The organism is Amycolatopsis lurida (assembly GCF_900105055.1).
In the GTDB taxonomy this organism is placed as follows: Bacteria; Actinomycetota; Actinomycetes; order Mycobacteriales; family Pseudonocardiaceae; genus Amycolatopsis; species Amycolatopsis lurida.
On the sequence record NZ_FNTA01000004.1, the window covers coordinates 1 to 24,057 of the forward strand.

Here is a 24,057-nt window from a genome sequence, read left to right on the forward strand (position 1 = left end):
GGAAGACCGGATGCGTCAGGTAGTCGCTGGTGCGGCGCAGATCCGGCGGGAAGCCGTCCGCGGTGTCCGCGTCGAGCGAGTCCACATCGGACACCGAGACCCCGAACGCCTTCCACACCAGGGAAAGGTGTTCACGGGTCGTCGTCTCGTCGCAGGCGACGGCGACGTGGTCCGCGTCCACGAGCCGCAGGTTGACCCCGAGTTCCCTCGCGGTGGCGACGACTCCCGTCGCGCGGCCGGGGACGGCGACCATGACGGTGTCGAAGAATTCGCAGTGCACGACGTCGACACCGCTCTCGGCGAGCCCCGCCGCGAGCACCGTGGCCATCCGGTGGGCGCGGTTGGCGATGGCGCGCAGGCCTTCGGGACCGTGGTAGACCGCGTACATCGACGCGATCACCGCCAGCAGCACCTGGGCGGTGCAGATGTTGCTCGTCGCCTTCTCGCGGCGGATGTGCTGCTCGCGGGTCTGGAGCGCGAGCCGGTACGCGGGCGCGCCGTCGGCGTCCTTCGACACCCCGACCAGCCTTCCGGGCAGCTGCCGTTCGAGCCCCTGCCGGACGGCGAGGTACGCCGCGTGCGGTCCGCCGAAGCCCATCGGAACGCCGAAGCGCTGTGTGGATCCGATCGCGACGTCGGCGCCGAGCTCACCGGGCGACCGCAGGAGGGTCAGCGCCAGCGGATCCGCGGCCATCACCACCGCCGCGTCCAGCGCCTTGGCCTCGGCGATGGTGTGGTCCCATTCTCGGACGACGCCCGATGCGCCGGGATACGACAACAGCACTCCGAAGAAGTCGCCGCCGAGCCCGAGCCCGGTGATGCCCTGGGACAGATCCGCGGTCACCAGCTCGATGCCGAGCGGTTCGGCGCGGGTGCGCAGGACCTCGATCGTCTGCGGAAGGGTGTCCTCGTCGACCACGAACCGGTTCGACTTCGCCTTGCCCGCCCGGCGGACCAGCATCATCGCCTCCGCCGCGGCGGTCGCCTCGTCCAGCATGGAGGCTCCTGCGATCGGCAGGCCGGTCAGGTCGGAGACCATGGTCTGGAAGTTCAGCAGCGCTTCGAGCCGGCCCTGCGAGATCTCCGGCTGATACGGCGTGTACGCGGTGTACCAGGCCGGGCTCTCCAGCACGTTCCGGCGGATCACCGGCGGGGTCACGGTGTCGTGGTAGCCGAGGCCGATCATCTGGACCATCGGGCGGTTGCGCGCGGCCAGCGCGCGGAGTTCGGCGAGCGCTCCGGTCTCGGTGGCGGGCGGCGGCAGATCGGGCGGTGCCGCGGACTCCCGCAGCGACGCGGGGACGGCCCGCTCGGCGAGTTCATCGAGGGAGGCGACACCGACGACGTCGAGGATGCGCGCGAGTTCTTCGGTGCCGGGACCGATGTGCCGGTCCGCGAAGGGGGCTCCGGATTCGAGAGCGGCCAGTGAAACGGGCTCCATCGGGGACCTCCCAAGACGCGGGGGTGGGGCCGGGACGATTGTCCTGGCCCTCCCCACTCTGTCCGTACCCCCGTGGGGGCGCCTGAGAGTTTCACCCGAGTGTTGAGCCGGGCTTGCACCGTCGGCGGGGCCGCCAGGCTGTGACCTGGCGAACCGCTTTCCAGAGGCGTCTCTTCCGCGCGGTCCAGGGTGCCTGAGAGGTTCCGGGGAGGACTTGCTCCTTCGGCGCCGAGCTCAACGGTTATCGGCTCGGTCTCTCCCGCGCGGATTCGTCGACCGCGGAAGTGAGCCTACCCTGCCGCCCGCGTGGCTTCATGATCAGCCGGTGCGACGTGCGTTACGGCGCTGCGTGAGCTCGTCCGGCGTGACCGTTTCGATCACGCCGCCGTCGGCCCGCTCGGCCGGGAACTCGTGGATGGTGCCGCTGATCTCCTGCATCGCGCCGCTGACCGCGATCCCGAAGACACCCTGCCCGCCCTGGAGTAAATCGACGATCTCTTCGGGCGAAGTGCACTCATAGACGGTGGTGCCGTCGGAGAACAGGGTGACCTTGGCGAGGTCGCGGACGCCGCGCAGGCGCAGGTGGTCGACGGCGACGCGGATGTTCTGCAGGGAGACGCCGGTGTCCAGCAGCCGCTTGACGACCTTCAGGACCAGGATGTCCTTGAACGAGTAGAGCCGCTGCGAACCGGAGCCGTGCGCCGTGCGGATACTCGGCGCGACCAGCTTCGTGCGGGCCCAGTAGTCGAGCTGCCGGTAGGTGATCCCGGCGATCTGGCAGGCGGCGGGGCCGCGGTAACCGACGAGTTCGTCCGGGAGGGAAGAGTCGGGGAACAGCTCGCCCTGCTCGCCGTCAGCGACCGGAACGAGCGGCTCTTGAGGGCTACCAGCCTCGACCACGCCATGCCTCCCCTCGCCCGGCCTGGCGGCCGGCGAACAAAGCCGCGCGGACCCACGTGAGCCCGCACCGGAGTTCCTCGTCAAGACGAATGCCCCAGACATCCGAATCACACCTTGGCGATTCACCTTCATTGACGGTAAGCGCGTCCGGCAAAGCGGTCAACGCGACGCGCGGTCGGCCTCAAGCTCTTCTTGAGGCTTGTCGAGCACAGTCCCCCATTCGGCGGCAAGGTTGCCACTTTTACTCAGCCGTGTTATTTTTTACTCATGCAAGTAAATGCCTCCACTCAGAGTGCCATGCAAGAGGTCCAGGCGGAGCTGGGGCTCTCGGTCACCGAGGCGGCCCGGCGGGCCCAGATCATCGGCGCCACGATCGCGACGATCTCCGACCTCGGCTACCACAAGACGTCGTTCGCGAAGATCAAGGAGCGGGCCGGGCTGTCCAGCACCCGGATCATCTCGTACCACTTCACCAACAAGGCGGGCCTGATGCAGGCCGTGGTCACCACCGCGACCGGGATGAAGGACAAGTTCCTCGAAGAGCGGATCCAGGGCACGACCGACCGGGCCGGGCTGCTGCGCGGTTACATCGAGTCGGAGATCGCGTTCCTCGGCTCGTACCCGGAACTGGTGCGGGTCATGGTCGAGATGGCTTCGAGCGGCTCGGACGCCGAAGGCTGGTTCATGTCGGCGCCGATCGTCGAGGAGTTCCGGACCGGCCGGCTCGAACGTCAGCTCCGGCAGGGACAGCAGGAAGGCGCCTTCGGTGGCTTCGCGCCGGACGTGATGGCGCTGTCGATCGCGCAGGCCATCGACGGCGTCGCGGCGAAGTTCGCGGCGGATCCGAAGCTGGACCTGGAGCGGTACGGGCGGGAGCTGGCGGACCTGTTCGTCAAGGCGACCGCGGCCTGAGACACGTTCAGAGGACTGAATACGCATGAAAGAAGGGGCGGCACCCTCCGGCGCCGCCCCTTCGGTCAAGTCTCAGGATCAGGTGTCCGCGCCGCGGAAGTCCTCCGGCGAGACCGAGTCGAGGAACTCGCGGAACTTCTCGACCTCGTCCTCCTGCTCGTCGGGGATGATGAGGCCCGCCTCCTCCAGCACCGCGTCCACGGCGTGGATGGGCACCCCCACCCGCAGCGCCAGCGCCACCGAATCGCTCGGCCGCGCCGAAACCCGGATGTTCCCGTCGAAGACCAGTTCCGCGAAGAACGTGCCTTCCTTCAGATCGGTGATGACGACCTGTTCCAGCTCACGACCCAACGCTCCGATGACCTCCTTGAGCAGGTCATGGGTGAGCGGGCGGGCCGGGCGGACTCCCTGCTGCTCCAAGGCGATGGCGGTGGCCTCGACCGAGCCGATCCAGATCGGCAGGTAACGCTCGCCTTCGGTTTCCCGCAGCAACAAGATCGGCTGATTCGCGGGTAGCTCCACCCGCACGCCGACGACGCGCATCTCGCTCATCGGGCTTCGCCTCCCTCTCGTGCGCACGGGCTGCAACGCTTGTCTCGACGACCAAGCGACGGTAGTCCCGACGCTACCCGTCTTCCGAGCGCTGTGCTCGCTGTCTCCGACATTCTCGGTTCGCCCGTGGCAAACCCGACTCTCACGGTACGGCATAGGGTGCCCAAGATTCAGGCATTGACAAGTGGCCGCACAACGGCTCCCGGCCGCCCGAACCCGTTCAACCGCCTGTGACAGCCCGTATTCCCGCCTTCACCAAGAGCGTGTGCAACGCCACGGTCAAGGCGGCCAGCTCCCGGACGACCTCGTCGCCCCTCGCCTGGGCGTCCTCGTCACGATGCCGATACACCGGGGTCACGATCTGCTCCAGCAGGCCGACCTCGCGATCCGCCGCGGCCCGGAAGGCACGCAGATGTCTCGGCTCGATACCGAATTCGGTCATCGCCTTCACGGTCTTCGCGACGAGGACCGCGTCCGGGTCGAAGAACCCCGCCGCGCCTGGGCGAACAAGACCGTATTGCCGCAGCTCAGCCAGGGTGGCGGCATCGATTCCGGCCTGGCGGAGGAGATCTTCCTCGGTCAGCCTGATCTCGCGGTCGGTCTCGAAGTCCCCCGGGGACGGCAGTCCGCCGTTCTCCCCGGGGGCGTCGAGTGACACGAGTTTCCGCGGCAGGCGGGGCATCGCCGCGCTGTGCTCAGCGGGCGCGGCGCCCTGATCCGCCGCGTCCAGCTGTTCCTTGATGACCTTCAGCGGAAGGTAGTGATCCCGCTGGGCGGACAGGACGAATCGCAACCGCTCCACGTCCGCCGGAGCGAACTGCCGGTACCCCGACGGGGTCCGGCCCGGCTGGACCAGACCCTCCGCCTCGAGGAACCGGATCTTGGAGATGGTGACATCGGGAAAGTCGCCGCGCAGCTGTGCCAGCACGGCCCCGATGCTCAACCCATCGCGCTGCGACGCATCCCGATCAGGCCGCCCGGCCGCCGTCACCGTGCCCCCTGGCCCCCGGATCCCGGGCCGGTCAGGAAGACCAGGCGGAACTTGCCGATCTGAACCTCGTCGCCACCGGCGAGGACGGCCTGGTCGACCGGCTCGCGGTTGACGTAGGTGCCGTTGAGGCTGCCGACGTCGATGACGACGAACTCGCCACCCTCACGGCGGAACTCGGCGTGCCGCCGGGAGACCGTGACGTCGTCGAGGAAGATGTCACTGTCCGGGTGCCGTCCCGCGCTGGTGGTGTCGCGGTCCAGCAGGAAGCGCGAACCCGCGTTCGGGCCCCGCTTGACGACCAGCAGCGCCGAACCCGCGGGCAGCGCGTCCACACCCTGGACGGGGGCCTCGGCAGCCGGAGGAGCCTCAGTGCCTTCGACGTCGGCCAGGAAGTCGGCCCGGAAGACAGAAGTCCGCTCCGGAGACTGCTCCGGGGGAACGCCGGGCCCGTCGTTCGTGCTCACCTGAGCTCTCCTAACGCATGTGTGTTGCCACTACTCAAGAACGTGTGGAGTCAAACGTACCGTGCCTGATCGAATCTCCGGCCCGCGGCTCCCCCTACTCTTCCCGAAGGGCCGCGGCCTGCGGCTATTCCTTGATCAGGGCCTGGTACGCCTCGGCCTCCAGCAGGGGTTCCACCGAGCTCGCGTCGTCGAGACGGAGTTCGATCAGCCAGCCCTCGCCGTAGGGGTCGCTGTTGATCAGCTCGGGTGACTCGGTCACCGCGTCGTTGACCGCGACCACCTCGCCGTCGAGCGGGGCGAACAGCTCCGAAACGCTCTTGGTCGACTCGACCTCGCCGAACGCGTCGCCCGAGCCGACCTGCTTGCCGACCTCGGGAAGTTCGACGAACACCACGTCACCGAGCTGATCCTGGGCGTACTCCGTGATGCCCACGCGCACGAGCCCGCCATCGCGCACGGAGACCCACTCGTGCTCCTCGGTGTACCGCAGTTCTTCTGGAGTGGACAACGCCGCTCCCCTTTCTCAGCCCTCACTCGAAACCGACGCGCGCAGTTTCCCATCCCGCCGGGTCACGCGCCCGCCGCCTCCCGCAACTCGCCGGGTCCGGCCGTTCGCAGCGCCCGCGCCGTCTGGACGACGTACAACACGCCTGAATAGACGTACAGGACCGCACCCCACGCCGTGAAGGCGTATCCGATCGGCCTGGCGATCGCGGCGATGTCGGATCCGCCCTGGGTGAGCAGCAAGAACGGGAAGGCGTACATCAGGACGAAGGTGGCGCCCTTGCCGATGTAGGTGACCTCCGGCGGGGCGAATCCGCGATGCCGCAGCAGCAGCACGCAGACCCCGAGAACGGCCTCGCGGACGACCAGCGGGACCACCAGCCACCACGGGATGATGTCGCGGATCAAGAAGGCGATGAGGGTCGCGAGGATGTAGAGCCGGTCGGCGGCGGGGTCGAGCAGCCGGCCTAGCCGGGACATCTGGTTGAGCCAGCGGGCGAGTTTGCCGTCGAGCCAGTCGGTGAGCGCGCTGAACACGAGCAGCGCGAGCGCCCAGCCGTCCTCCTTCGGACCGAGGAGCAGCCACAGGAAGACCGGCACCCCGGCGAGCCGGAGGATCGAAAGCATGTTGGGAACGTTCAGGGCCTGCCGCAGCAAGGAGGCTTCTTCGCTGGTCACGCTCGGTTCGGGGGGCGTACTCACCCGCTCAGCCTATCCAGCGGCGGCAGGTCCTCCCCCGTCAGCTGGCCCGGGTGTGGGTCCAGCCTCGGCGTTGCAGGTCCGCGCTGGTCAGCGCCACGGGCCTGCCCCGGTGGTCGGTGCCCACCCAGCGGTTGTGGCCGGCGGAGGTCTCGAGGACGTACGGGCGGCCGCCACACCAGACGACGGTGCACGGTGCCGTCGGCGGCAGCTCCGTGCTCGCCGGTGCGGTGGCCTGGGGTGACGCGGGGTCGGTCTGTTCGTCGGTCTTCATCACTCTCACGGTTTCGTGACGGGGACTGGGACACGCCGGAGCGCTACCTTTGTTTTCGGCAGAACGGGGCCTCGTGTTAACGGATCCGGCGCGGATTCGTCCGATCGGTTCGCAACGACAGCAGGGTGTTGTCGCGCTGTGAACGGCATGTTAATTGTCCACAATGGACAGTGATTCGGCGGTCCTCGCGGACCGCCCGCCCGTCGGCGCGATAGCCTCCCGCGAATCGAACGTGGCTCAATGCCACGGGTTCGGGCCCGGCCGGGTCAGAATGGGCCGGCCACGACCGGCCGACGAAAGGATCGCCTTGCCCGTCTCCACGACCACGGGAACGTGGCGGCGCCTGTTCGCGGCCTGCGCCGCCACCGGAACGCTCGCCGCCTGTTCGGGCGAAGACCCGCCACCGCCTGTCACCTCGATGTCGGTCTCTCCGTCGTCCACGCTCTCCTCGGCCGTGTCCAGCGCGCCGGTGCCGCCGATCCCCTCGCAAACCGCGCCGAGTCCGTCCACCGCCCCGAATCCCGCCCCCGAACCGAAACCCGCTGAACCGGTACAGGGATCGTGCGGAACGGTGACCGCGGCGAGCGGACTGACCCTGCAGGTGCTCAACGGCCCCGGGGTGTCCTGCGCGGACGCGACCGGGATCGTCGCCTCGTTCCACAAGACGATCGCCGGACGCCAGTCCGCGGGCTCGGACGAACCGGTCAGCGAGACCGTGGAGGGCTGGCTGTGCGTCTCCGGCGCTCCCGCCGCGCAAGGCGGCACCAGTTGCAGCAAGGGCGAACAGAACGTGTTCGCCGCCGTCGTCCCCGTCGAATGAACCATCCCCGAGAAGAAGGGCCCATGAAGAGCCTCGCCGTACTTCCCGCCGCGCTCGCCGTCGTCCTGCTGAGCGGTTGCGGCGCCGATCCCGCTCCCGCGACCGCGCCGCCGCCGTCTCCCGCCCCCACGGCCGACCAGGTCCTGGCCGGTACGCCCTGCGGCGAGGTCACCGGCTTCCAGGGTGCGAAGAACAAGGTCGTCGTGCGCGGGAAGGCCGAGTGCGCGGAAGCGACACAGGTGCTCACGGACTATTTCGCCAAGCTGACGCCCGCCGAGGCGGCGTCACCGCAGGGACCCGGTCCCGTGGTGGTCGGGGCCTGGACATGCGGGAGCGGGCCGAACGATCCGGTGACGAGCTGCTCGACCGAGGACGAGCGCCAGATCGAAGCGACCCGCTACTGAGCGACATGGGGGGGTCCGCGCTTTTTCCGGCACTGGGCCCCTTCAGTCGTTCACTGGAGCCTCAGCAGGACTTCGCGTTCGAGTTCGCCGACGAGAAGGTACTCGGGCCGATACCCGGGCGGGACCACGAAACAGACGAGACCCGTGGTGCCGTCGAAAGCGCCGGGTGCGCCCGCGCAATCCTTGACCCGCTCCGGCTCACCGTGTTCGTCGGCCGACAGCTCCAGTGCCGTGTCGCCGAGGCGGGACGCCTCGATCCGCAAAGTGAGGACGTGGAATCCGCTCAGCCAGGCCTCGGCTCCCTCCGGCGGCCCAGGCCTGCTGTCGAGCACACGCACCGCCGCCTCCCCGGACACGGCGGTCTGTCCACGGGCGAACACCGGCGGCGGCCCCCATAAGTCGCGACGGAGTTCCCAGAAATTCGGGACCGGGTCGGCCGCCTCACGGTAAGCCGTCCCGCCGAACCCGACCGGCGTCAGCACGACGAACGCGGCGAAGGCCAGCCCGGCCAGGAACGGCGGCGACTTCCGCGCGGCCCCCGGTCTCGCCACTTTGACCAGTACGACGGCCGCGAGCACCAGGAGCGCCAAGCCGAGGGACATCGCCGCGATCTTTTCCCACGGATGGTGGGCTTCCACGACCTTGTCCGCCCCTCGCACGGACAACACCCTGTCCGTCACCGACGAAAGCCGGGCGACCACCGGATCAGCGAGGCCGAACGCGTCTCGCGTCGGCACTTCGATCGCGCGGCCGTCTTCGGTGATCGCCAGGACGTCGTAGGTGGTATGCGGGCCGTCCTGTCCTTCAGTGGTCTTGGAGTTCCACTCCGAGACCACCGCGCGCACGTCGTAAGTGCCGGCCAGCCCTTCGACGGCCCATCGTCCGGCGAAGGCCGCGACAGCCCCCCAGACGACCCCGATCACGAACGCGAGGATCATCGCGTTCGTTCGCCGCTCGTCTTTCCGATCCAGTTCCGGGAAGACCACCAACACCCCCTGTCCGGCTCGGCCAGCTTATTGGCCGACGCCGCCGCACGGCACGGGATTTGTACCCACCCCCTTGCGATCCCCAGTAAGAGTCGTCTAGACTCAAACTATGCTCACCAGGGAAGACGCCGTGACGCTGATCGAGAACACGGTCGACGCGGCCGCTCTGTTCGCCCGCCATCGCTACCGCGAACTGGCGGCCGTGCTCCACCCCGACCGCAACCCCGGCGACGAGCGCGCCCACCGCGCCGCCGCGATCCTCAACCGCCTCCACGACGACTGGAAACGCGCCCGGCGCCAGACGGTCACCACGGCGACGTCCGCCTACACCCTCACCTCGCCGCACGCGGTGGGCAGCGTCGCGACGACCTACCTGACCACCGGGCCGTATCTGGTGAAACTCGTCCGCGAACCGGCGCTCAACCCGCTGATCCACGCGGAATGGGCGGCGCTGCGCACGCTCGACGGCTTCACCGAACGGCACCGGTGGCTGCGCCCCTACTACCCGCGACTGCTGGACACCTCGGGTCCGGTGGCCAGGGGTGACCGCGCGTTCAGCGTCCTCGATCCGCTCGTCGACGGGTTCGTCACCCTCGCCGATATCGGGAAGGCCTTTCCCGGCGGGCTCGACGGCCGCGACTACGCGTGGATGCACCGTCGCCTCCTGCGTGCCGTGGCGGGCGCGCATCGCGCGGGCGTCGTTCACGGGCACCTCACCGCGGACAACGTGCTCGTCCATCCGGAGCGGCACGGCATCGTCGTCGTCGGCTGGTCCTTCGCGGTCGAGGACGGTGTGCTCCCGCTGGCGGCGGACAAGTCCGTCCAGTACCCACCGGAAGTCCACAAAGGACTACCGGTGACCGCGGCGACCGACGTCCACATGCTTCACCGCATGATGCTGGAACTCCTGGCACCGGACGAAACCCGCCAACGTGAGTTCGCGACTTGGTGCACACAGGAGGCCCCGGCACAACGCCCCGACGCCGCCGATCTGCTCGACGAATACGACGCGCTGCTCGACGACCTCTACGGCCCCCGCACCTTCCGACCCTTCACCATCCCCGAGACAGGAGCCTGACCATGGGACACGGACACTGGGACGACAACGCCTACGCCGCCGCGAAGACCTTCCGGAAGGCCAAGGGCGAGGACGACTTCGGCTACACCGCCGATCTCCGCTCCAAGCCCGCCAAAGACTGGAAGGTCGCACCGGCGCTCGACCCGCTGAACGCGGTCCGGGAATGCCGGGATTCGGCCGACCACGCCGATTCGACGCCGATCGCGGTGCTGTTCGACGTCACCGGCTCGATGCGCCGGGTGCCGCGGGTCATGCAGGGCAAGCTCGGCAAACTGCACGGCCTGCTGAAGCGCCGGGGGTACCTGGCCGACCCGCAGGTGATGTTCGGCGCGATCGGCGACGCCGACAGCGACCGGGTTCCCTTGCAGGTCGGGCAGTTCGAATCGGACAACCGGATGGACGAGCAGCTGCGCACGATCTTCCTCGAAGGCGGTGGCGGCGGGCAGAAGAGCGAGTCCTACGAACTGGCCGCCTACTTCATGGCCCGGCACGTCGTGACCGACGCGTGGCAGAACCGGGGCCGCAAGGGCTACCTGTTCATCATCGGCGACGAGCTGAACAAACCCGCGCTGGAGGCACGCCACATCCGCCGCGTGATCGGGGACGACGTGCGCGAGGACATCGACCCGGCCTCGGTGTACCGGGAGCTGGCCCGCAAGTGGCACGTCTACTTCGTGCTGCCGAACCAGTCGTCGTACTACAACGACCCGGAGATCGGCGAACACTGGAGCGGTCTGCTGGGTCAGAACTTCCTGAAGCTCGACGATCCCGGCGCGGTGTGCGAACTGATCGCGGCCACCATCGGGCTGGAAGAGCGGGTCGTCGACGTCGACCGGGCGCTCGCCGATCTCGCGGACGTCGGCTCGGTCGCCGAAAGCAAGGCGGTCGGCAAGGCGCTGGCGAAGCTGGGTACCAAATCGGTCGTCACCTCGGCGGTGCCGGAGCCGGGCGGGCCGAGCGACGTGGTGTTGCGATGAATCTCCTGGACGGACACGTGGTGGTGGTCGGGCTCGGCTTCGGCGACGAAGGCAAGGGCGCGGTGGTCGACGCGCTCTGCGCCGCCCGGCCCACCACCGCCGTGGTCCGTTTCAACGGCGGCGCGCAGGCCGCGCACAACGTCGTCGTGGACGGGCGGCACCACACGTTCAGCCAGTTCGGGGCCGGCACGTTCGCCGGCGTGCCCACCCATCTGTCGCGATTCGTGCTGGTCGAGCCGTTCGCGCTGGCCGCCGAAGCTCGGCGGCTCGAAGCGGTCGGCGTCCGGAATCCGCTCGCGTTGCTGAGCGTGGACGGCCGGGCCCTGCTCACGACCCCGTTCCACATCCACGCCAACCGGGCACGGGAGGAAGCCCGGGGCGCGAACCGGCACGGCTCGTGCGGGAAGGGCATCGGCGAGACCGTCTGGTACTCGCTGTTGCCCGGGGCCGCGCCGGGTGACGTGGTGGAGAGCCAGGAGGTGATCGGGACGCCGGGGGAAGCGCCCACGGTCGCCGACTGTGCCCGGCCGTCGGTGTTGCGGCGCAAGCTGGACGCGCTCGCACGGTTCTACGCCCCCCTCGCCACGCCACCGCACAGTGTGGACGAACTGGTGGCGCTGTACCGCGATTTCGCGGACGCGGTGCGGATCACCGACGGGGACGAAACGGGGCGGCTGGCGGATTCCGGACGGCTGGTCTTCGAGGGAGCGCAGGGGGCTCTCCTCGACCAGCACCACGGATTCCATCCGCATACGACCTGGTCCACCACCACGCCGCACAACGCCCGCGCACTGCTGGGCGCGCGCCCGCACGCCGTCCTGGGTGTCACGCGGACGTATCTCACCCGGCATGGCGCGGGACCGCTGCCGACCGAGTCCGCCGCCGTGCTCGCCCGCTTTCCGGAGGCGCACAACGAAACCGGCGAATTCCAAGGCGCGTGGCGGGCGGGCCATCTCGACGCGGCCCTGCTGGAGTACGCGGTCGCGGCCTGCGACGGCGTGGACGCGCTCGCGGTGACCCATCTCGACGCGACCGGGCTGAAGGTCGTACCCGCGGACGGCTCCCCCGCCGTCGACCTGCCGGATCCGCTGGCGTGGTTCGGCGAGCGGCTGCCGGTGGCCGTCGCCGGGTACGGCCCGGACAGGGCCGGTTACCGGGTCACCGAGGCAAGGTCGACAATCAACGCGTGATCGAGTCGACGCCGGTGTCCGTTGACGTGCTCGTGGTGCGGTTCGCGCCCGGCACCAGGAAAGTGCTGCTGGGAATCGCGCCGCGAGCCGCCGAGCCCTTCGCGGGGGAACTCGCCTTGCCCGGGGTACTGCTCGGACTCGGGGAACGGCTGAGGGAGGCGGCGCACCGGGCGGTGGTCGGCAAACTCGGCCTGCCGTCAGACGCGCTTTCGGCGACGGGACAGCTCGCCACCTTCGACGAGCCGAACCGTGACCCCCGCGGTCCCACGCTCTCCATCGCCTTGTGGGCCACGGTGGATCCCGCCCTCGACGAGCCGGGGAACGTGGTGTGGGCTCCGCTGGACGAGGTCCCGCCGCTGGCGTTCGACCACGACCGGATCGTGGCGGACTGCCGTCCGATGCTGGCCGAACGGCTGTGGCGGGACGTCGCCTTCACCGCCGGGCTGCTGGGGCGGATCTTCACGACGGCACAGGCGCTGGACGTCACCGAAGCGCTGACCGGGGACCGCCCCTATCCGGCCAACCTCGGCCGGACCATGGAGCGGGTCCCCGGCTTGCGGCGCACCACCGAACACGCGGCCGCCCTCCCCAAGGGAGGACGGCCGCCGTCGTTGTGGCGCTGGGAGTGACGAGGTCAGATCCCGCAGGAGGACGCCGACCAGAACCGGGTGGACCGGTGCGCCACATGCGTGTGGTCGTTGTGTCCGGGGTAGCCCGGGCCGAGGATCTCACTGAACCCGTGGTTGCGGGCCTGCTTGGCCAGCCCGCAGAAGCCCTGCGAGCCCGCCCCGAGGTCGACCGCGTCGCCGTAGAGGTGACGGCTGTTGGTCGCCCCGCCGACGGCGTTGTTGCACGCGACGCTGCGGAAACCACCGTTGACGTCGATCGGCCGGTCGCCCATGGCGTGCCGCATCGCCTGCAGCTTCCACATCGAGACCAGTGCGTTGGCCTTCGCCGTCGCCGCTGAGACGTTGCCGCCCGACCAGTCGGAGTTGCACCGGTTCAGTTCGGCGTAGGTGAAGTTGATCGGCGTGCAGTCGTCGTCCTGCAACGCGTAGAGCTTCGTGAACGTCGCCGATCCGGCGATGCCGTCCGCGGCCAGGCCGTACGCCTGCTGGAAACGGGTGACCGCGGCCTTGGTGCCCGCGCCGAACTGGCCGTCGATGGCGAGCACACCCCCGTAACCGGGGTAGCCGGCGACCCGGATCTGCAGTTGCCGGACGTCCTCACCGGACGCGCCCTCGGACAACGTGCGTCCCCAGGAGTAACAGGCGTCGGCGACGGAGACTTCGCCCGCCGTCACCGGGCCTGGATCGGCGGCGGCCGGGGTGGCCACCGCGGTACCGAGCCCGGCCACCAGGGCGAGCATCGGCAGGAGGAAACGAATGCGCATGACAGGAACACCTTTCAAGGCAGGGAAGGTGAGACCCGTGACCCCCACGGGTTGTCAACGATTCACTGCACGGGATGCTAACGCGGTTCCTGCTACCGCGCTGTGGGTCGTTCGACCCACACAGTGAGCCTGCTTGGTCTCGTGAGTGGTAAGGACGGTTCTAACCGTCCTTACCACTCACGAGGCCACGCGCGGTCAACCCTTCAGCTGCGGGAAGTCCTCCTCGCGGAACTCCCCCGCCGGCCGCCCGTCGGCCTCGTTCTCGCGGCCGCGCAGTTCGACGCGCCGGATCTTGCCGGAGATCGTCTTCGGCAGGTCGGTGAACTCCAGCCGGCGGATTCGCTTGTACGGAGCCAGATGTTCACGGCAGAAAGCCAGGATGGACACCGCGGTGTCGGCCGTCGGTTCGTGGCCGTTCGTCAGGACGACATACGCCTTCGGCACCGCGAGCCGGATCGGGTCCGGCGCGGGGACGACGGCCGCTTCGGCGACCGCTTCGTGTTCCAGCAGGACACTTTCCAGCTCGAACGGCGAGATCCGGTAGTCCGAGGCCTTGAAGACGTCGTCCGTGCGGCCCACGTAGGTGATGTAGCCGCGTTCGTCGATCGATCCGACGTCCCCGGTGTGGTAGAAGCCGTTCGCGAAGGCCGCGGCGGAACGTTCCTCGTCGTCGGCGTACCCGGCCATCAGACCGACCGGTCGCTTTTCGAGGTCGAGGCAGATCTCGCCCTCCTGCGCCCGTTCGCCGGTGACCGGGTCCACGAGCGCCACGGTGAAGCCCGGCATCGGGCGGCCCATCGAGCCCGGCACGACGTCCTGCCCGGGCGTGTTGGCGATCTGGACACTGCTCTCCGTCTGCCCGAAACCGTCGCGAATCGTGACGCCCCAAGCCTTTTCGACCTGGTCGATCACTTCGGGGTTGAGCGGTTCGCCCGCGCCGACCACCTTGCGCGGCGGCGTCTTCAGCACGGTCAGATCCGCTTGGATGAGCATCCGCCACACCGTCGGCGGGGCGCAGAAGCTGGTGATACCGCACCGGTCCATCTGCGCCATCAAGGAAACCGCGTCGAACCGCGCATAGTTGTAGAGGAACACGGTCGCCTCGGCGTTCCACGGCGCGAAAACGTTGCTCCACGCGTGTTTCGCCCAGCCGGGCGACGAGATGTTGAGGTGGACGTCACCGGGCTCGAGGCCGATCCAGTACATGGTGGACAGATGGCCGACCGGGTACGAGACCTGGGTGTGCTGCACCAGTTTCGGCTTCGCGGTGGTTCCCGAGGTGAAGTACAGCAGGAGCGGGTCGCCCGCCGCCGTCGGGCCGTCGGGTGTGAAGGTGTCCGCTTCCTCGTAGGCGTCCACGAAGGACCGCCAGCCCTCGACGGGCTCACCGACGGCGATGCGCGTGTAGTCACCTTCGACGTTCTCGAACTTGTGCGCGTCGACGGAACGGATCACCACGTGCTTCGCCGCGCCCCGCTCGACCCGGTCGGTGAGGTCCGCCGGGCCGAGCAGGGTCGAGGCCGGGATGATGACGGCGCCCAGTTTGATCGCGGCGAGGATCGTCTGCCACAGCTCGCCCTGGTTGCCGAGCATCAGGATCAGCCGGTCGCCCCTCGCCACGCCGAGTGAGCGCAGCCAGTTCGCGACCTGGTCGGACCGGCGCGCCATCTCCGGATAGGTCCAGCGGTTCTCGATGCCGTCCTCTTCGACGATCCACAGCGCGTACCGGTCCTGATTGGCCGGATCGGCTGCGACGACGTCGAACCAGTCGAGCGCCCAGTTGAACTCGGCGGGCCGGGGCCAGGTGAAGTCGCGATAGGCGGTTTCGTAGTCCTCGCGATGAGCTAACAGGTAGTCCCGTGCCTCGCGGAACGTGCGGTATGCCTCCGAAGCGCTCACGATCGTCCTCCTGGTCCGCTGGTGGGCCGCCGGTTCTTTCTACTCTCCCTTGAACTCGGGCGCGCGGCGCTCGAGGAAGGCCTGCACGGCCTCGCCGAGGTCCTTGCTGGGCAGGAACGCCGCGTTCCAGGCCGAGACGTAGCGCAGGCCGTCCGCGACCTGGCGTTCGGTGTTGGCCGACAGGACGTTCTTGGTGCCCTGCACGACCAGCGGCGGGTTCGTGGCGATCTCGGCCGCCAGCTTGCGGGCTTCGGCCAGCAGGGTGTCCTGATCCGCGTGGACGTCGTTGACCAGGCCGATCTTCTCCGCGCGGGCGGCGTCGATGTCCTTGCCGGTCAGGGCCAGTTCGCGCAGGTGCCCCTCGCCGATGATCGGCGCGAGCCGCTGCAGGCTGCCGAGGTCGGCCACGATCGCGACCTTGACCTCACGCACGCTGAACTTCGCGTCGGCGCTCGCCAGGCGGATGTCCGCGGCCGCGATCACATCCACACCGCCGCCGATGCACCAGCCGGAAATGGCCGCGATGACCGGTTTGCGGCATTCCGCGATCGAGGACACACTCGCCTGGAGCGTCTTGACCTCGTCGAGGAACTTCGTCCGCGGGCCGGCCAGCGCGTCGCCGCCGAGCATTTCGCCCCAGCCGGGCATCATGGCGGGCAGGTCGAGCCCGTAAGAGAAGTGCTTGCCGCTCCCGGTCAGCACGACCGCCCTGACCTGCGGGTCCGCATCCAGCGCACGGAAGACGATCGGCAGCTCTCGCCAGAAATCGGGGCCCATCGCGTTGCCCTTGGACGGACCGAGCAGCGTCACTTCGGCGACGTGCCCGTCGATGTCCACCTTGAGCGAAACGAGATCGGGAAGACTGTCAGCTGTAGCGGTCATGAGGTCATCTTGACTCATGTGATTGACAGGCTGCCAACGGCCACTGTGCCGAGGTGGTCACGAGATGCTTTCCTGATACCGACGAGTACTACCGGTGAGTACCCGACGATCGACGAAGGACGGTGGGACCATGAGCCCGGCCAGCAGCGCCACCGCGGTCGCCGACCTGCCCGCTCCGAGCACCGCGCGCGGGCGCGAACGATCTTCCCGGCCGATCGAACTGTCGGGATCCTTCACCCATGAGGGTCACCGGCTCGCCTACACCGAGTTCGGCTCCGGTGACCGGGTGGTCGTCCTCACCCACGGCATCATGCTGACGAGGCGGATGCACGCCCCGCTCGCCCGCAGGCTGGCGCGCGCCGGTTTCCGGGTGGTGACCCTCGACCTGCTCGGGCACGGCGATTCGGACCGGCCGACCGAATCCTGGCTGTATTCGATGCCCGCGTTCGCCGAGCAGACCGTCGCGCTGCTCGACCACCTGGAGATCGACGCGGCCGTCGTCGGCGGGACGTCCCTGGGCGCCAACGTCGCGCTCGAAGTGGGCGTCGCCGCCCCCGAACGCGCGCTGGGCCTGGTCGTCGAGATGCCCGTGCTGGACAACGCGATCGTCGCGGGGCTGATCACGTTCGCGCCGCTGCTCATGGCCGCCCGGTTCCTGCCGGTGACCGTGCAGGGCGTGGCGCTGGCGGCAAAGCTCGTGCCGCACGGCAACCAGTGGGTCGACGTCGTCACCGACACGCTGTCCCAGGAGCCCGCGCCGATGGCCGCACTCCTGCACGGCGTGCTCTTCGGGCGGATCGCGCCGCCCAAGTCCATCCGGCGCAAGATCGAGACACCGGCGTTGGTCATCGGGCACGAGCGCGATCCGATCCACCCCTTCGGCGACGCCGACACGCTGGCCGCGGACATGCCGGCGGCGGAGTTCGTCCAGGCCCGCAGCCCGGTCGAGTTGCGCTTCGACCCGACCCGCCTGACCGAAGCCATCGCGGACTTCTCCGCGCGCTGTCATGACCGCTGACCCGGCGCCGGTCCGCGACGCGGAGGAACTGCGGACCGGGCGGCTGCTGCTGCGCCGCCCGGGCCCCGCAGACCTCGACGCGATCTTCGCGCTCCACACCGACCCCAAGGCCTGCGCGCACAACCCCTCGGACCTGGTGGAGACGCGTAAAGAGGCGGAGTTGCTACTGCTCCGCTGGTCGCACCAATGGAACCGGTACGGCTTCGGGTACTGGACGGTCCGGCGCCACGACTCGGCGGACCCGCTGGGATTCTGCGGGGTGAAGATCGTCGGCTTCCGGCGACGCCCGGTGCTGAACCTCTTCTATCGCTTCTTTCCCTCGTCCTGGGGCGCCGGATATGCCAGTGAGGCCGCCACCGCGGCGGTGGACTGGGCCCGCGTCCACCGGCCGGACGATCTCGTGATCGCCCGCGTCCGGCCGGAGAACGTCGCGTCGCAACGGGTCGCGCTGCGGGCAGGGCTGATCCGGGCGGAGCAGTTCGACTCCTCCGGAGACGACGGGACCGACTGGTTCTACGTCTCGGATCCCGGCTACGAGGGCTGAGCCAGCCCCGCCACCGGTCCGAACACGATCACCGCGGGCGGCCGGACCCCGGCCGTGGCGGCGTCTTCGACCACCTTGTCCAAAGTGGAGCGGAGCACCCGCTGCGTGCGCATGGTGCCATCCTCGACGATCGCCACCGGCGTGTCCCCCGGCCGCCCCGCCTGGAGCGCCTTGGCGAACAGCGGGAGCCGCTCGACGCCCATCATCAACACGATCGTGCCGCGCATCTTCGCCAGCAGATCCCAGTCCACCAGTGACTTCTCGTCGTCCGGTGCGACGTGCCCGGACACCACCACGACCTCGTGCGCGACGCCGCGATGGGTCACCGGGACGTCCGCCGCGGCGGGCACGGAGAACGCGCTCGTGATCCCGGGGACCATCGTCACCGGGATACCCGCTTCGGCGCAGGCCAGGACTTCTTCGAAGCCCCGGCCGAACAGGTACGGGTCACCGCCCTTGAGCCGCACGACGAACTTGCCGGCCTTGGCCCGCTCGATCAGGGTCGAGTTGATCACGTCCTGGCTGGCCGCGCGGCCGTACGGGATCTTCGCGGCGTCGACGATCTCGACGTGGGGCGCGAGTTCGTCGAGCAGTTCGCGCGGGGCCAGCCGGTCGGCGACGACGACGTCGGCCCTGGCGAGGAGACGGCGCCCGCGGACGGTGATCAGCTCCGGGTCGCCGGGGCCACCGCCCACGAGGGCGACACCCGGGAGGTCGCCGTGGGCCTCCGGGACGCGGCCGTCGGCGACGGTTCCGGCACGAAGCCCGTCGAGAATGCTGTCCCGGACGGTGGCCGACCGCAGCGGTTCACCGCCGGAGAGCACGCCGACCAGCAGTCCGCCGTGCCTGCCCGAGGCGGGGGTGACCGCGCTGCCGAGGTCGCCGTCGTCGGCGCGGACACAGAACACCCGCGCGCGTTCGGCTTCGGCGCAGACCGCGGCGTTGACCTCGGGATCGTTCGTGCACGCCAGCGCGTACCAGGCGTCGGTGAGGTCGCCTTCGGTGTAGCGGCGCTCGTGCCAGACGATCTCGCCTGCGTCGGCCATGGCGCTCACCGACGGCGTGGTGTGCGGCGAGACCAGTTCGACCCGCGCGCCGGCGCTGATCAACCGCGGCAGGCGGCGCTGGGCGACCGTCCCGCCACCGATCATCACGACACGACGGCCGGCCAGGTCGAGGCCGGAGAGGTAATGCGGGTCATCCATGCGGGGCAGTGTAAGGATTCAGCGCCCCGGACCGCGATCCGAGTGAGAACCGCCTCAGCTCTCCAGCAGCGCCAGCAGCTCGGTGTTGCCGAACATCCTGGCCGCGTCGAGCGCCGACGGCTCCCCCGCCGTCGCGTCCGCGCCGCCCTTCAGTAGCGCTTTCACGACCTCGGGCTCGTTCTTGAACACCGCGCCGGCCAGCGGGCTCTGTCCCCGATCGTTCTCGCGGTTCGGGTCGGCGCCGCGTTCGATCAGCGCGGCGACGGTCTCGGCGTGACCGTGGTAGGCGGCGAGCATGACCAGCGTGTCGCCCCGGTCGTTGGTCAGGTTCGCCGAAATGCCGGCGTCGACGTACGCGGCGATCTCGGCCGTCGCCCCCGAGCGGGCGAACCCGAACACCTTGGCCCACAACTCCAGCAGTTCGGGATCGAATTCCTCGGCCTGTCCGGGGTTCTCCGTCATGGGAGCGATTCTTCCACAGGCCGCGGGTCCGGGCGGCGTCTCGCACCGCCCGGACCCGCGGCGTCAGCGCCCCGCGTTGGGGTAGGGCAGCAACGCCATCTCGCGGGCGTTCTTGATCGCCGTGGCGACCTGCTTCTGCTGCTGGGGCGTCAGCCCGGTGACCCGGCGGGCGCGGATCTTGCCGCGGTCGGAGATGAACTTCCGCAGCAGGTCGGCGTCCTTCCAGTCGACCTCGGTGATCTTGTTGGCGTGCAAGATGTTCGTCTTGCGCTTGAAGGGACGGTCGCGGTTCGCCTTGCCCATCGCGCTCACCAGCTCGACTTCGTGACGCCGGGCAGTTCGCCGTTGTGCGCCATCTGCCGCATCCGGACCCGCGAAAGCCCGAACTTCCGCAGATAGCCACGCGGGCGGCCGTCGGCGGTGTCGCGGTTGCGGATCCGGGTCGCGCTGGCGTCGCGCGGCATCGCCTGCAGGGCCGACACGGCCGCGGCCTTCTCCTCGGGCGACGCGGAGGGCGACGCGATGGTGGCCTTCAGCTCACGCCGTCGTTCGACGTAGCGGGCGGCGATGACCTTGCGCTGCTCGTTCTTGGCGATCTTCGACTTCTTGGCCATCAGCGCTCCTCCTTGAACTCGACGTGCTTGCGCGCGATCGGGTCGTACTTGCGCAGCACCATCCGGTCCGGGTCGTTCCGCCGGTTCTTCTTGGTGACGTACGTATAGCCGGTGCCGGCGGTCGAGCGGAGCTTGATGATCGGCCGGATGTCGGTGCTCTTGGCCATCAGAGCTTCACCCCTTTCGCGCGAAGCTCGGCCACGACGGCCTCGATCCCCCGTTTGTCGATGGTCTTCATGCCCTTCACCGAGACCCGCAGCCGTACCCAGCGTCCTTCGCTCGGCACGAAGTACCGCTTGGCCTGCAGGTTCGGCTCCCAGCGCCGGGACGTGCGCCGATGCGAATGCGACACCTGCTTCCCGTAGCCCGGTTTGCGGCCCGTGACCTGGCACACGGCGGACATATACCCTCCCGAGTTGATATCGGTTGTCATTTTCATTTACTCTACACAGCCGAACCAGAACGCCCTCGACGCCCCGGAGCTTCAGTGACCGACAACCCCCGCGTGCCCCTCGTCCTGATCAGTGGCCTCGCACCGGGACCGAACGCCGACCTCGCCGAGCGGCTGCGCCTCGCCGAGGCGGGTACCGCCGTCGTGCACCACGACCTGAGGCAGATCCACTCCGGAGTGGTCAGGCGGCGGATCCGGCTCGGCGACCGCGACCAGCTGACCGTCCTGGAATTGGCGCACGGCTGCGTCTCGTGCACACTGCGAGAGGACCTGCTGCCGCTGCTGCGCAAGCTCTCGCAGATGCCGCAGGTGCGGCGCATCGTGGTGCGGCTCGACGAGGCGATGGAGCCTGAGCCGGTGAGCTGGGCGTTGCACAACGTCCTCGTCGGCGAGCGGCCGGTGATCGAGGACGTCGACCTGCGGGCCGTGCTGACGGTCGTCGACTGCGCGGGCTGGCTGGGCGACAGCACCGGTGACGACACCCTGGCCGAGCGGAACCTGCGGGCCAGCCCCGAGGACGAACGCACCGTCGCCCAGGTCGCGCTGTCCCAGGTCGAGTTCGCCGACCTGCTCGTCCTCGCCGGCGCGGCGACCGACGCCTGGTCCGCGGCGAAGGCTTCGGCCGTGCTCGACCGGGTCGCACCGTCGATCCCGCGCGTCGAGCTGTCCACTGTGGACGGAGAGACCGTGCTCGACGCCGTCCCGTCCGACGCCCGGCGTGGCGAGGTCACCGACATGCACGGGCCGCTGCTGCGCGGCCAGCCGCCGTTGCACACCGACTGCGGCATCGGGCTGCTCACCTTCACCTCGCAACGCCCGTTCCACCCGGAGCGCCTCCACGACGCGATCGACGTCCTGCTCGACGGCGTCGTCCGCACGAGGGGACGGCTCTGGGTGGCGAGCCAGCCCGACATGGCGCTGTGGATCGAGTCCGCGGGCGGCGGTCTCGGCGTCGGGCATGCCGGGCCGTGGCTCGCCGCCCCGGACGGTCCGGACTGGGCCGACGTCTCCCCCGAACGCCGCACCCTCGCCTCCCTGCGCTGGGACCCGCTGTTCGGCGACCGCGCGCAGGAACTGGTCGTCGTCACGGATCAGGCCACGCCGGACGAGATCGAAGCCGCACTGAACGGGGCGCTGCTGACCGAGGAGGAACTCGCCGCCGGCGAGCAGGAATGGCTCCGATACCCGGATCCGTTCGGCGAGTGGCACGAAGAACCGTGTGAGGACACGGAAACCGACCCTGAGAAGCACGACGTGAACGCGTCGAACCGAAAGGACGAAACGCAGTGAAACCGGGAATCCACCCCGACTACCACCCGGTGGTGTTCAAGGACCTCTCCACTGGGGACGCCTTCCTGACACGCTCCACCGCCACCTCGGAGCAGACCATCGAATGGAGCGACGGCAACACCTATCCGCTGGTGAACGTCGAGATCAGCTCGTGGTCGCACCCGTTCTGGACCGGCAACCAGCGGATCATGGACAGCGCGGGCCAGGTCGAGAAGTTCCACCGCCGCTACGGACGCCGCGGAGGGTCGAAGTAATGGCCGTCCCGAAGCGGAAGATGTCGCGCAGCAACACCCGGTCCCGGCGTTCGCAGTGGAAGGCGGCCGTACCGGATCTGGTGCCGATCAAGGTGAACGGCGAGACGAAACTCGTGCCACGCAAGCTGATGAAGCATTTTCACCAGGGTGGGGAATGACGACGCCCGTCACGGTGCTGTCCGGTTTCCTCGGGGCGGGTAAGACGACCGTGCTCAACCACGTCCTCGCCAACCGCGACGGGCTGCGCGTGGCGGTGATCGTGAACGACATGAGCGAGGTCAACATCGACGCCGCGCTGGTGCGGGACGGGAACAGCCTGTCCCGCACCGAGGAACGGCTCGTCGAGATGACCAACGGCTGTATCTGCTGCACCTTGCGCGACGATTTGCTGGAAGAGGTCTCGCGGCTGTGCGAGGACGGCCGGTTCGACTACCTGCTCATCGAATCGAGCGGGATCTCCGAACCGATGCCCGTGGCGGCGACGTTCTCGTTCCTGGACGCCGCACGGCTCGACACCATGGTGACCGTGGTCGACGCGGTGAACTTCGAGCGGGAACTGGCGGCCGGGGACGCGCTGACCGAACGCGGGCTCGACCAGTACGACGGGGACGAGCGGACGGTCAGCGACCTGCTGATGGACCAGATCGAGTTCGCGGACGTCCTCTTGCTCAACAAGGCGGACCTGGTCCCGGCCGTCTCCCTCGAACGGCTGACGGCGGTGCTGCGGCGGCTCAATCCGGCCGCCGACGTCGTCGTCTCGACGCACGGCCGGGTCCCGCTCGACCGGGTGCTCGGCACCGGGCGCTACGACGTCGAGCGGGCGCAGGAGGCACCCGGCTGGGTGGCGGAGCTCAACGGCGATCATGTTCCGGAGACGGAGGAGTACGGGATCTCCAGCGTGGTATTCCGTGCCTCGCTCGCTTTCGACGCCGAGCGGCTGTGGAACTTCATCGGGCGGCTCGATACCGGGGAGTTCGGGACGGTCCTGCGGTCGAAGGGGTTCTTCTCGCTGGCGTCGCGGCCCGGGGTGACCGGGCTGTGGTCTCAGGCGGGTTCGGTCGCCCGGTTCGAGCCGCAGGGTGTCGAGGAGGCGCCGCGGCAGGAGCTCGTGTTCATCGGCGTGGGGCTGGAGAAGGATGCTCTGCTGGACTCGCTGCGGTCCTGCCTCGCCGCCGGTCCGGCCGGAGCGGATCCGTTCCCGCAGTGGGAAGCGGTGCACGTCCACTGAGCAGTACTCCTCGTGGGTGGTAAGGACGGTTAGAGCCGAGGGTGTCTTAGGTACCTACTGGGCGTTGCCGTTGGTCGAGAGTCCGTGAAGGCCTCCTTCCCTCGGCTGAGCCGAGGAAACTCGACCTTCACACCTTCCCAACTACGTGAAGGCCCCCTTCACTGCGCTAGACGCAATGAAGGGGGCCTTCACGTACTTCAGGGACGTGCAAGGGCGGCGGTGGCCTGGTGGGTCAAGTCTCGTGAGTGGTAAGGACGGTTAGAACCGTCCTTACCACTCACGAGGACGAGGGTCAGTGGTCGTCGTAGTGGTCCCCGTGCGCGGCGTGGCGGTGGCCGTCGTGCAGGTAGTCGACGTGGTCTCCGTGCGGCACCGCGACATGACCGCAGCCCTCGCCGTGCGCGTGGTCGTGACCCTGGTGCGGGACGTGGCCGCTCGTTTCACACTCGTCGAAATGCCCGTCGTGAGCACGGTGCAGGTGCCCGTCGTGCACGTAGTCGACGTGGTCTCCGTGGGGTACGGCGACATGGCCGCATCCTTCGCCGTGAGCGTGCGTATGGCCGGCGTGTTCGGTGTGCGCGGCGGTCATGACCGGGTCCTTCCTGAGCGGAAATGCCTGATCAGG

The 24,057-nt window shown here is 69.1% G+C and carries 32 protein-coding genes, 1 pseudogene and 1 riboswitch; of the genes and pseudogenes, 13 read left to right on the plus strand and 20 right to left on the minus strand.

Going from position 1 to position 24,057, the window contains the following annotated elements:
* Window positions 1-1,441, minus strand: a pseudogene (locus BLW75_RS05345) (glycine dehydrogenase); the annotation flags it as partial.
* Between the two features lie 170 nt (window positions 1,442-1,611).
* A riboswitch (glycine riboswitch) is annotated at window positions 1,612-1,713 on the minus strand.
* Window positions 1,714-1,759: 46 nt separating this feature from the next.
* The gene (locus BLW75_RS05350) at window positions 1,760-2,341 is read right to left on the minus strand and encodes a MerR family transcriptional regulator (RefSeq protein ID WP_005150040.1); all 582 of its coding nucleotides are present in this window, start codon (window positions 2,339-2,341) and stop codon (window positions 1,760-1,762) included.
* 297 nt (window positions 2,342-2,638) lie between these two features.
* Here BLW75_RS05350 and BLW75_RS05355 point away from each other — a divergent pair, with 297 nt between their 5' ends.
* A complete protein-coding gene (locus tag BLW75_RS05355) occupies window positions 2,639-3,253 on the plus strand; it encodes a TetR/AcrR family transcriptional regulator (protein WP_034306462.1) in 615 nt (204 codons plus the stop codon).
* Window positions 3,254-3,331: 78 nt separating this feature from the next.
* Here the strand turns inward: BLW75_RS05355 and BLW75_RS05360 are convergent, their stop codons facing one another.
* The 7 genes from BLW75_RS05360 to BLW75_RS43390 form a co-directional block, all read right to left on the minus strand.
* Window positions 3,332-3,805, minus strand: coding sequence for a bifunctional nuclease family protein (locus BLW75_RS05360; protein ID WP_034306459.1), 474 nt, complete (start codon window positions 3,803-3,805; stop codon window positions 3,332-3,334).
* 220 nt (window positions 3,806-4,025) lie between these two features.
* Window positions 4,026-4,796, minus strand: coding sequence for a transcriptional regulator FtsR (gene ftsR, locus BLW75_RS05365; protein ID WP_034306456.1), 771 nt, complete (start codon window positions 4,794-4,796; stop codon window positions 4,026-4,028).
* Window positions 4,793-5,260, minus strand: coding sequence for a glycogen accumulation regulator GarA (gene garA / locus BLW75_RS05370; protein WP_016334077.1), 468 nt, complete (start codon window positions 5,258-5,260; stop codon window positions 4,793-4,795). The genes ftsR and garA overlap by 4 nt, the downstream gene beginning before the upstream one ends.
* Window positions 5,261-5,384: 124 nt before the next feature.
* Window positions 5,385-5,768: a glycine cleavage system protein GcvH gene (gene gcvH / locus BLW75_RS05375; RefSeq protein ID WP_034306454.1), complete on the minus strand. Its 384-nt coding sequence runs from the start codon at window positions 5,766-5,768 to the stop codon at window positions 5,385-5,387.
* Between the two features lie 62 nt (window positions 5,769-5,830).
* A complete protein-coding gene (gene clsA / locus BLW75_RS05380) occupies window positions 5,831-6,466 on the minus strand; it encodes a cardiolipin synthase ClsA (protein WP_091596918.1) in 636 nt (211 codons plus the stop codon).
* 37 nt (window positions 6,467-6,503) lie between these two features.
* Window positions 6,504-6,737, minus strand: a complete 234-nt coding sequence (locus BLW75_RS05385; RefSeq protein WP_034306450.1) for a hypothetical protein — start codon at window positions 6,735-6,737, stop codon at window positions 6,504-6,506.
* Between the two features lie 237 nt (window positions 6,738-6,974).
* Complete coding sequence (locus BLW75_RS43390) at window positions 6,975-7,247, minus strand: hypothetical protein (RefSeq protein ID WP_241783299.1); 273 nt, start codon at window positions 7,245-7,247, stop codon at window positions 6,975-6,977.
* 61 nt (window positions 7,248-7,308) lie between these two features.
* On the opposite strand from BLW75_RS43390, the gene BLW75_RS05395 reads away from it, so the two are divergent.
* Window positions 7,309-7,557 (plus strand): hypothetical protein, encoded by a 249-nt coding sequence (locus BLW75_RS05395; protein WP_034306445.1) that lies wholly within the window; start codon window positions 7,309-7,311, stop codon window positions 7,555-7,557.
* A gap of 23 nt (window positions 7,558-7,580) precedes the next feature.
* Complete coding sequence (locus tag BLW75_RS05400) at window positions 7,581-7,961, plus strand: hypothetical protein (protein WP_034306443.1); 381 nt, start codon at window positions 7,581-7,583, stop codon at window positions 7,959-7,961.
* 50 nt (window positions 7,962-8,011) lie between these two features.
* Here the strand turns inward: BLW75_RS05400 and BLW75_RS05405 are convergent, their stop codons facing one another.
* Window positions 8,012-8,899: a hypothetical protein gene (locus tag BLW75_RS05405; RefSeq protein ID WP_146053561.1), complete on the minus strand. Its 888-nt coding sequence runs from the start codon at window positions 8,897-8,899 to the stop codon at window positions 8,012-8,014.
* 157 nt (window positions 8,900-9,056) lie between these two features.
* Between BLW75_RS05405 and BLW75_RS05410 the strand changes: the two genes are divergently transcribed.
* From BLW75_RS05410 to BLW75_RS05425, 4 genes are read left to right on the plus strand one after another with little or no spacing between them, the layout of a single operon-like run.
* Entirely contained in the window at window positions 9,057-10,025 is a 969-nt protein-coding gene (locus tag BLW75_RS05410) for an adenylate cyclase (RefSeq protein ID WP_034306438.1), read from the plus strand.
* Window positions 10,026-10,027: 2 nt separating this feature from the next.
* Window positions 10,028-11,002 (plus strand): hypothetical protein, encoded by a 975-nt coding sequence (locus BLW75_RS05415; RefSeq protein WP_034306437.1) that lies wholly within the window; start codon window positions 10,028-10,030, stop codon window positions 11,000-11,002.
* Window positions 10,999-12,192 (plus strand): adenylosuccinate synthetase, encoded by a 1,194-nt coding sequence (locus BLW75_RS05420; RefSeq protein WP_034306434.1) that lies wholly within the window; start codon window positions 10,999-11,001, stop codon window positions 12,190-12,192. The genes BLW75_RS05415 and BLW75_RS05420 overlap by 4 nt, the downstream gene beginning before the upstream one ends.
* Window positions 12,189-12,821, plus strand: coding sequence for an NUDIX hydrolase (locus BLW75_RS05425; RefSeq protein WP_034306432.1), 633 nt, complete (start codon window positions 12,189-12,191; stop codon window positions 12,819-12,821). The genes BLW75_RS05420 and BLW75_RS05425 overlap by 4 nt, the downstream gene beginning before the upstream one ends.
* Before the next feature lie 5 nt (window positions 12,822-12,826).
* On the opposite strand, the gene BLW75_RS05430 is transcribed toward BLW75_RS05425, so the two are convergent.
* The 3 genes from BLW75_RS05430 to BLW75_RS05440 form a co-directional block, all read right to left on the minus strand.
* The gene (locus tag BLW75_RS05430) at window positions 12,827-13,585 is read right to left on the minus strand and encodes a D-Ala-D-Ala carboxypeptidase family metallohydrolase (RefSeq protein ID WP_034306429.1); all 759 of its coding nucleotides are present in this window, start codon (window positions 13,583-13,585) and stop codon (window positions 12,827-12,829) included.
* A 195-nt stretch (window positions 13,586-13,780) separates the two neighbouring features.
* A complete protein-coding gene (locus BLW75_RS05435; RefSeq protein ID WP_034306428.1) occupies window positions 13,781-15,484 on the minus strand; it encodes an AMP-binding protein in 1,704 nt (567 codons plus the stop codon).
* Between the two features lie 39 nt (window positions 15,485-15,523).
* Window positions 15,524-16,366: a crotonase/enoyl-CoA hydratase family protein gene (locus tag BLW75_RS05440; protein ID WP_034306425.1), complete on the minus strand. Its 843-nt coding sequence runs from the start codon at window positions 16,364-16,366 to the stop codon at window positions 15,524-15,526.
* A gap of 130 nt (window positions 16,367-16,496) precedes the next feature.
* Here BLW75_RS05440 and BLW75_RS05445 point away from each other — a divergent pair, with 130 nt between their 5' ends.
* Together BLW75_RS05445 and BLW75_RS05450 are read left to right on the plus strand one after the other, a co-directional pair.
* The gene (locus BLW75_RS05445) at window positions 16,497-17,384 is read left to right on the plus strand and encodes an alpha/beta fold hydrolase (RefSeq protein ID WP_034306424.1); all 888 of its coding nucleotides are present in this window, start codon (window positions 16,497-16,499) and stop codon (window positions 17,382-17,384) included.
* Entirely contained in the window at window positions 17,374-17,928 is a 555-nt protein-coding gene (locus tag BLW75_RS05450) for a GNAT family N-acetyltransferase (RefSeq protein ID WP_034306421.1), read from the plus strand. Before BLW75_RS05445 ends, BLW75_RS05450 begins: the two co-directional genes overlap by 11 nt.
* Here BLW75_RS05450 and cobA read toward each other — a convergent pair.
* The 6 genes from cobA to rpmB all read right to left on the minus strand — a co-directional run bounded on the left by cobA (window position 17,916) and on the right by rpmB (window position 20,612).
* A complete protein-coding gene (cobA, locus tag BLW75_RS05455) occupies window positions 17,916-19,133 on the minus strand; it encodes a uroporphyrinogen-III C-methyltransferase (protein ID WP_034306418.1) in 1,218 nt (405 codons plus the stop codon). The genes BLW75_RS05450 and cobA overlap by 13 nt on opposite strands.
* 54 nt (window positions 19,134-19,187) lie before the next feature.
* Window positions 19,188-19,595 carry an ankyrin repeat domain-containing protein gene (locus BLW75_RS05460; protein WP_034306415.1) on the minus strand — a complete coding sequence of 136 codons (408 nt, stop codon included), beginning with the start codon at window positions 19,593-19,595 and terminating at the stop codon, window positions 19,188-19,190.
* A 63-nt stretch (window positions 19,596-19,658) separates the two neighbouring features.
* The gene (rpsR, locus tag BLW75_RS05465; RefSeq protein ID WP_034306413.1) at window positions 19,659-19,907 is read right to left on the minus strand and encodes a 30S ribosomal protein S18; all 249 of its coding nucleotides are present in this window, start codon (window positions 19,905-19,907) and stop codon (window positions 19,659-19,661) included.
* Window positions 19,904-20,209 carry a 30S ribosomal protein S14 gene (gene rpsN / locus BLW75_RS05470; protein WP_034306410.1) on the minus strand — a complete coding sequence of 102 codons (306 nt, stop codon included), beginning with the start codon at window positions 20,207-20,209 and terminating at the stop codon, window positions 19,904-19,906. Before rpsN ends, rpsR begins: the two co-directional genes overlap by 4 nt.
* Window positions 20,209-20,376: a 50S ribosomal protein L33 gene (gene rpmG, locus BLW75_RS05475; RefSeq protein WP_016334057.1), complete on the minus strand. Its 168-nt coding sequence runs from the start codon at window positions 20,374-20,376 to the stop codon at window positions 20,209-20,211. The genes rpsN and rpmG overlap by 1 nt, the downstream gene beginning before the upstream one ends.
* Window positions 20,376-20,612 (minus strand): 50S ribosomal protein L28, encoded by a 237-nt coding sequence (rpmB, locus tag BLW75_RS05480; protein WP_005149951.1) that lies wholly within the window; start codon window positions 20,610-20,612, stop codon window positions 20,376-20,378. The genes rpmG and rpmB overlap by 1 nt, the downstream gene beginning before the upstream one ends.
* 84 nt (window positions 20,613-20,696) lie before the next feature.
* Here rpmB and mrf point away from each other — a divergent pair, with 84 nt between their 5' ends.
* From mrf to BLW75_RS05500, 4 genes are read left to right on the plus strand one after another with little or no spacing between them, the layout of a single operon-like run.
* The gene (gene mrf, locus BLW75_RS05485) at window positions 20,697-21,950 is read left to right on the plus strand and encodes a ribosome hibernation factor-recruiting GTPase MRF (protein ID WP_034306406.1); all 1,254 of its coding nucleotides are present in this window, start codon (window positions 20,697-20,699) and stop codon (window positions 21,948-21,950) included.
* Entirely contained in the window at window positions 21,947-22,204 is a 258-nt protein-coding gene (locus tag BLW75_RS05490) for a type B 50S ribosomal protein L31 (RefSeq protein WP_034306403.1), read from the plus strand. Before mrf ends, BLW75_RS05490 begins: the two co-directional genes overlap by 4 nt.
* Window positions 22,204-22,362 carry a 50S ribosomal protein L32 gene (rpmF, locus tag BLW75_RS05495; RefSeq protein WP_005149940.1) on the plus strand — a complete coding sequence of 53 codons (159 nt, stop codon included), beginning with the start codon at window positions 22,204-22,206 and terminating at the stop codon, window positions 22,360-22,362. Before BLW75_RS05490 ends, rpmF begins: the two co-directional genes overlap by 1 nt.
* Window positions 22,359-23,432, plus strand: coding sequence for a GTP-binding protein (locus BLW75_RS05500; RefSeq protein ID WP_034306398.1), 1,074 nt, complete (start codon window positions 22,359-22,361; stop codon window positions 23,430-23,432). Before rpmF ends, BLW75_RS05500 begins: the two co-directional genes overlap by 4 nt.
* 292 nt (window positions 23,433-23,724) lie before the next feature.
* Here BLW75_RS05500 and BLW75_RS05505 read toward each other — a convergent pair whose 3' ends face one another.
* Entirely contained in the window at window positions 23,725-24,021 is a 297-nt protein-coding gene (locus tag BLW75_RS05505; protein WP_034306395.1) for a hypothetical protein, read from the minus strand.
* Window positions 24,022-24,057 lie beyond the last annotated feature (36 nt).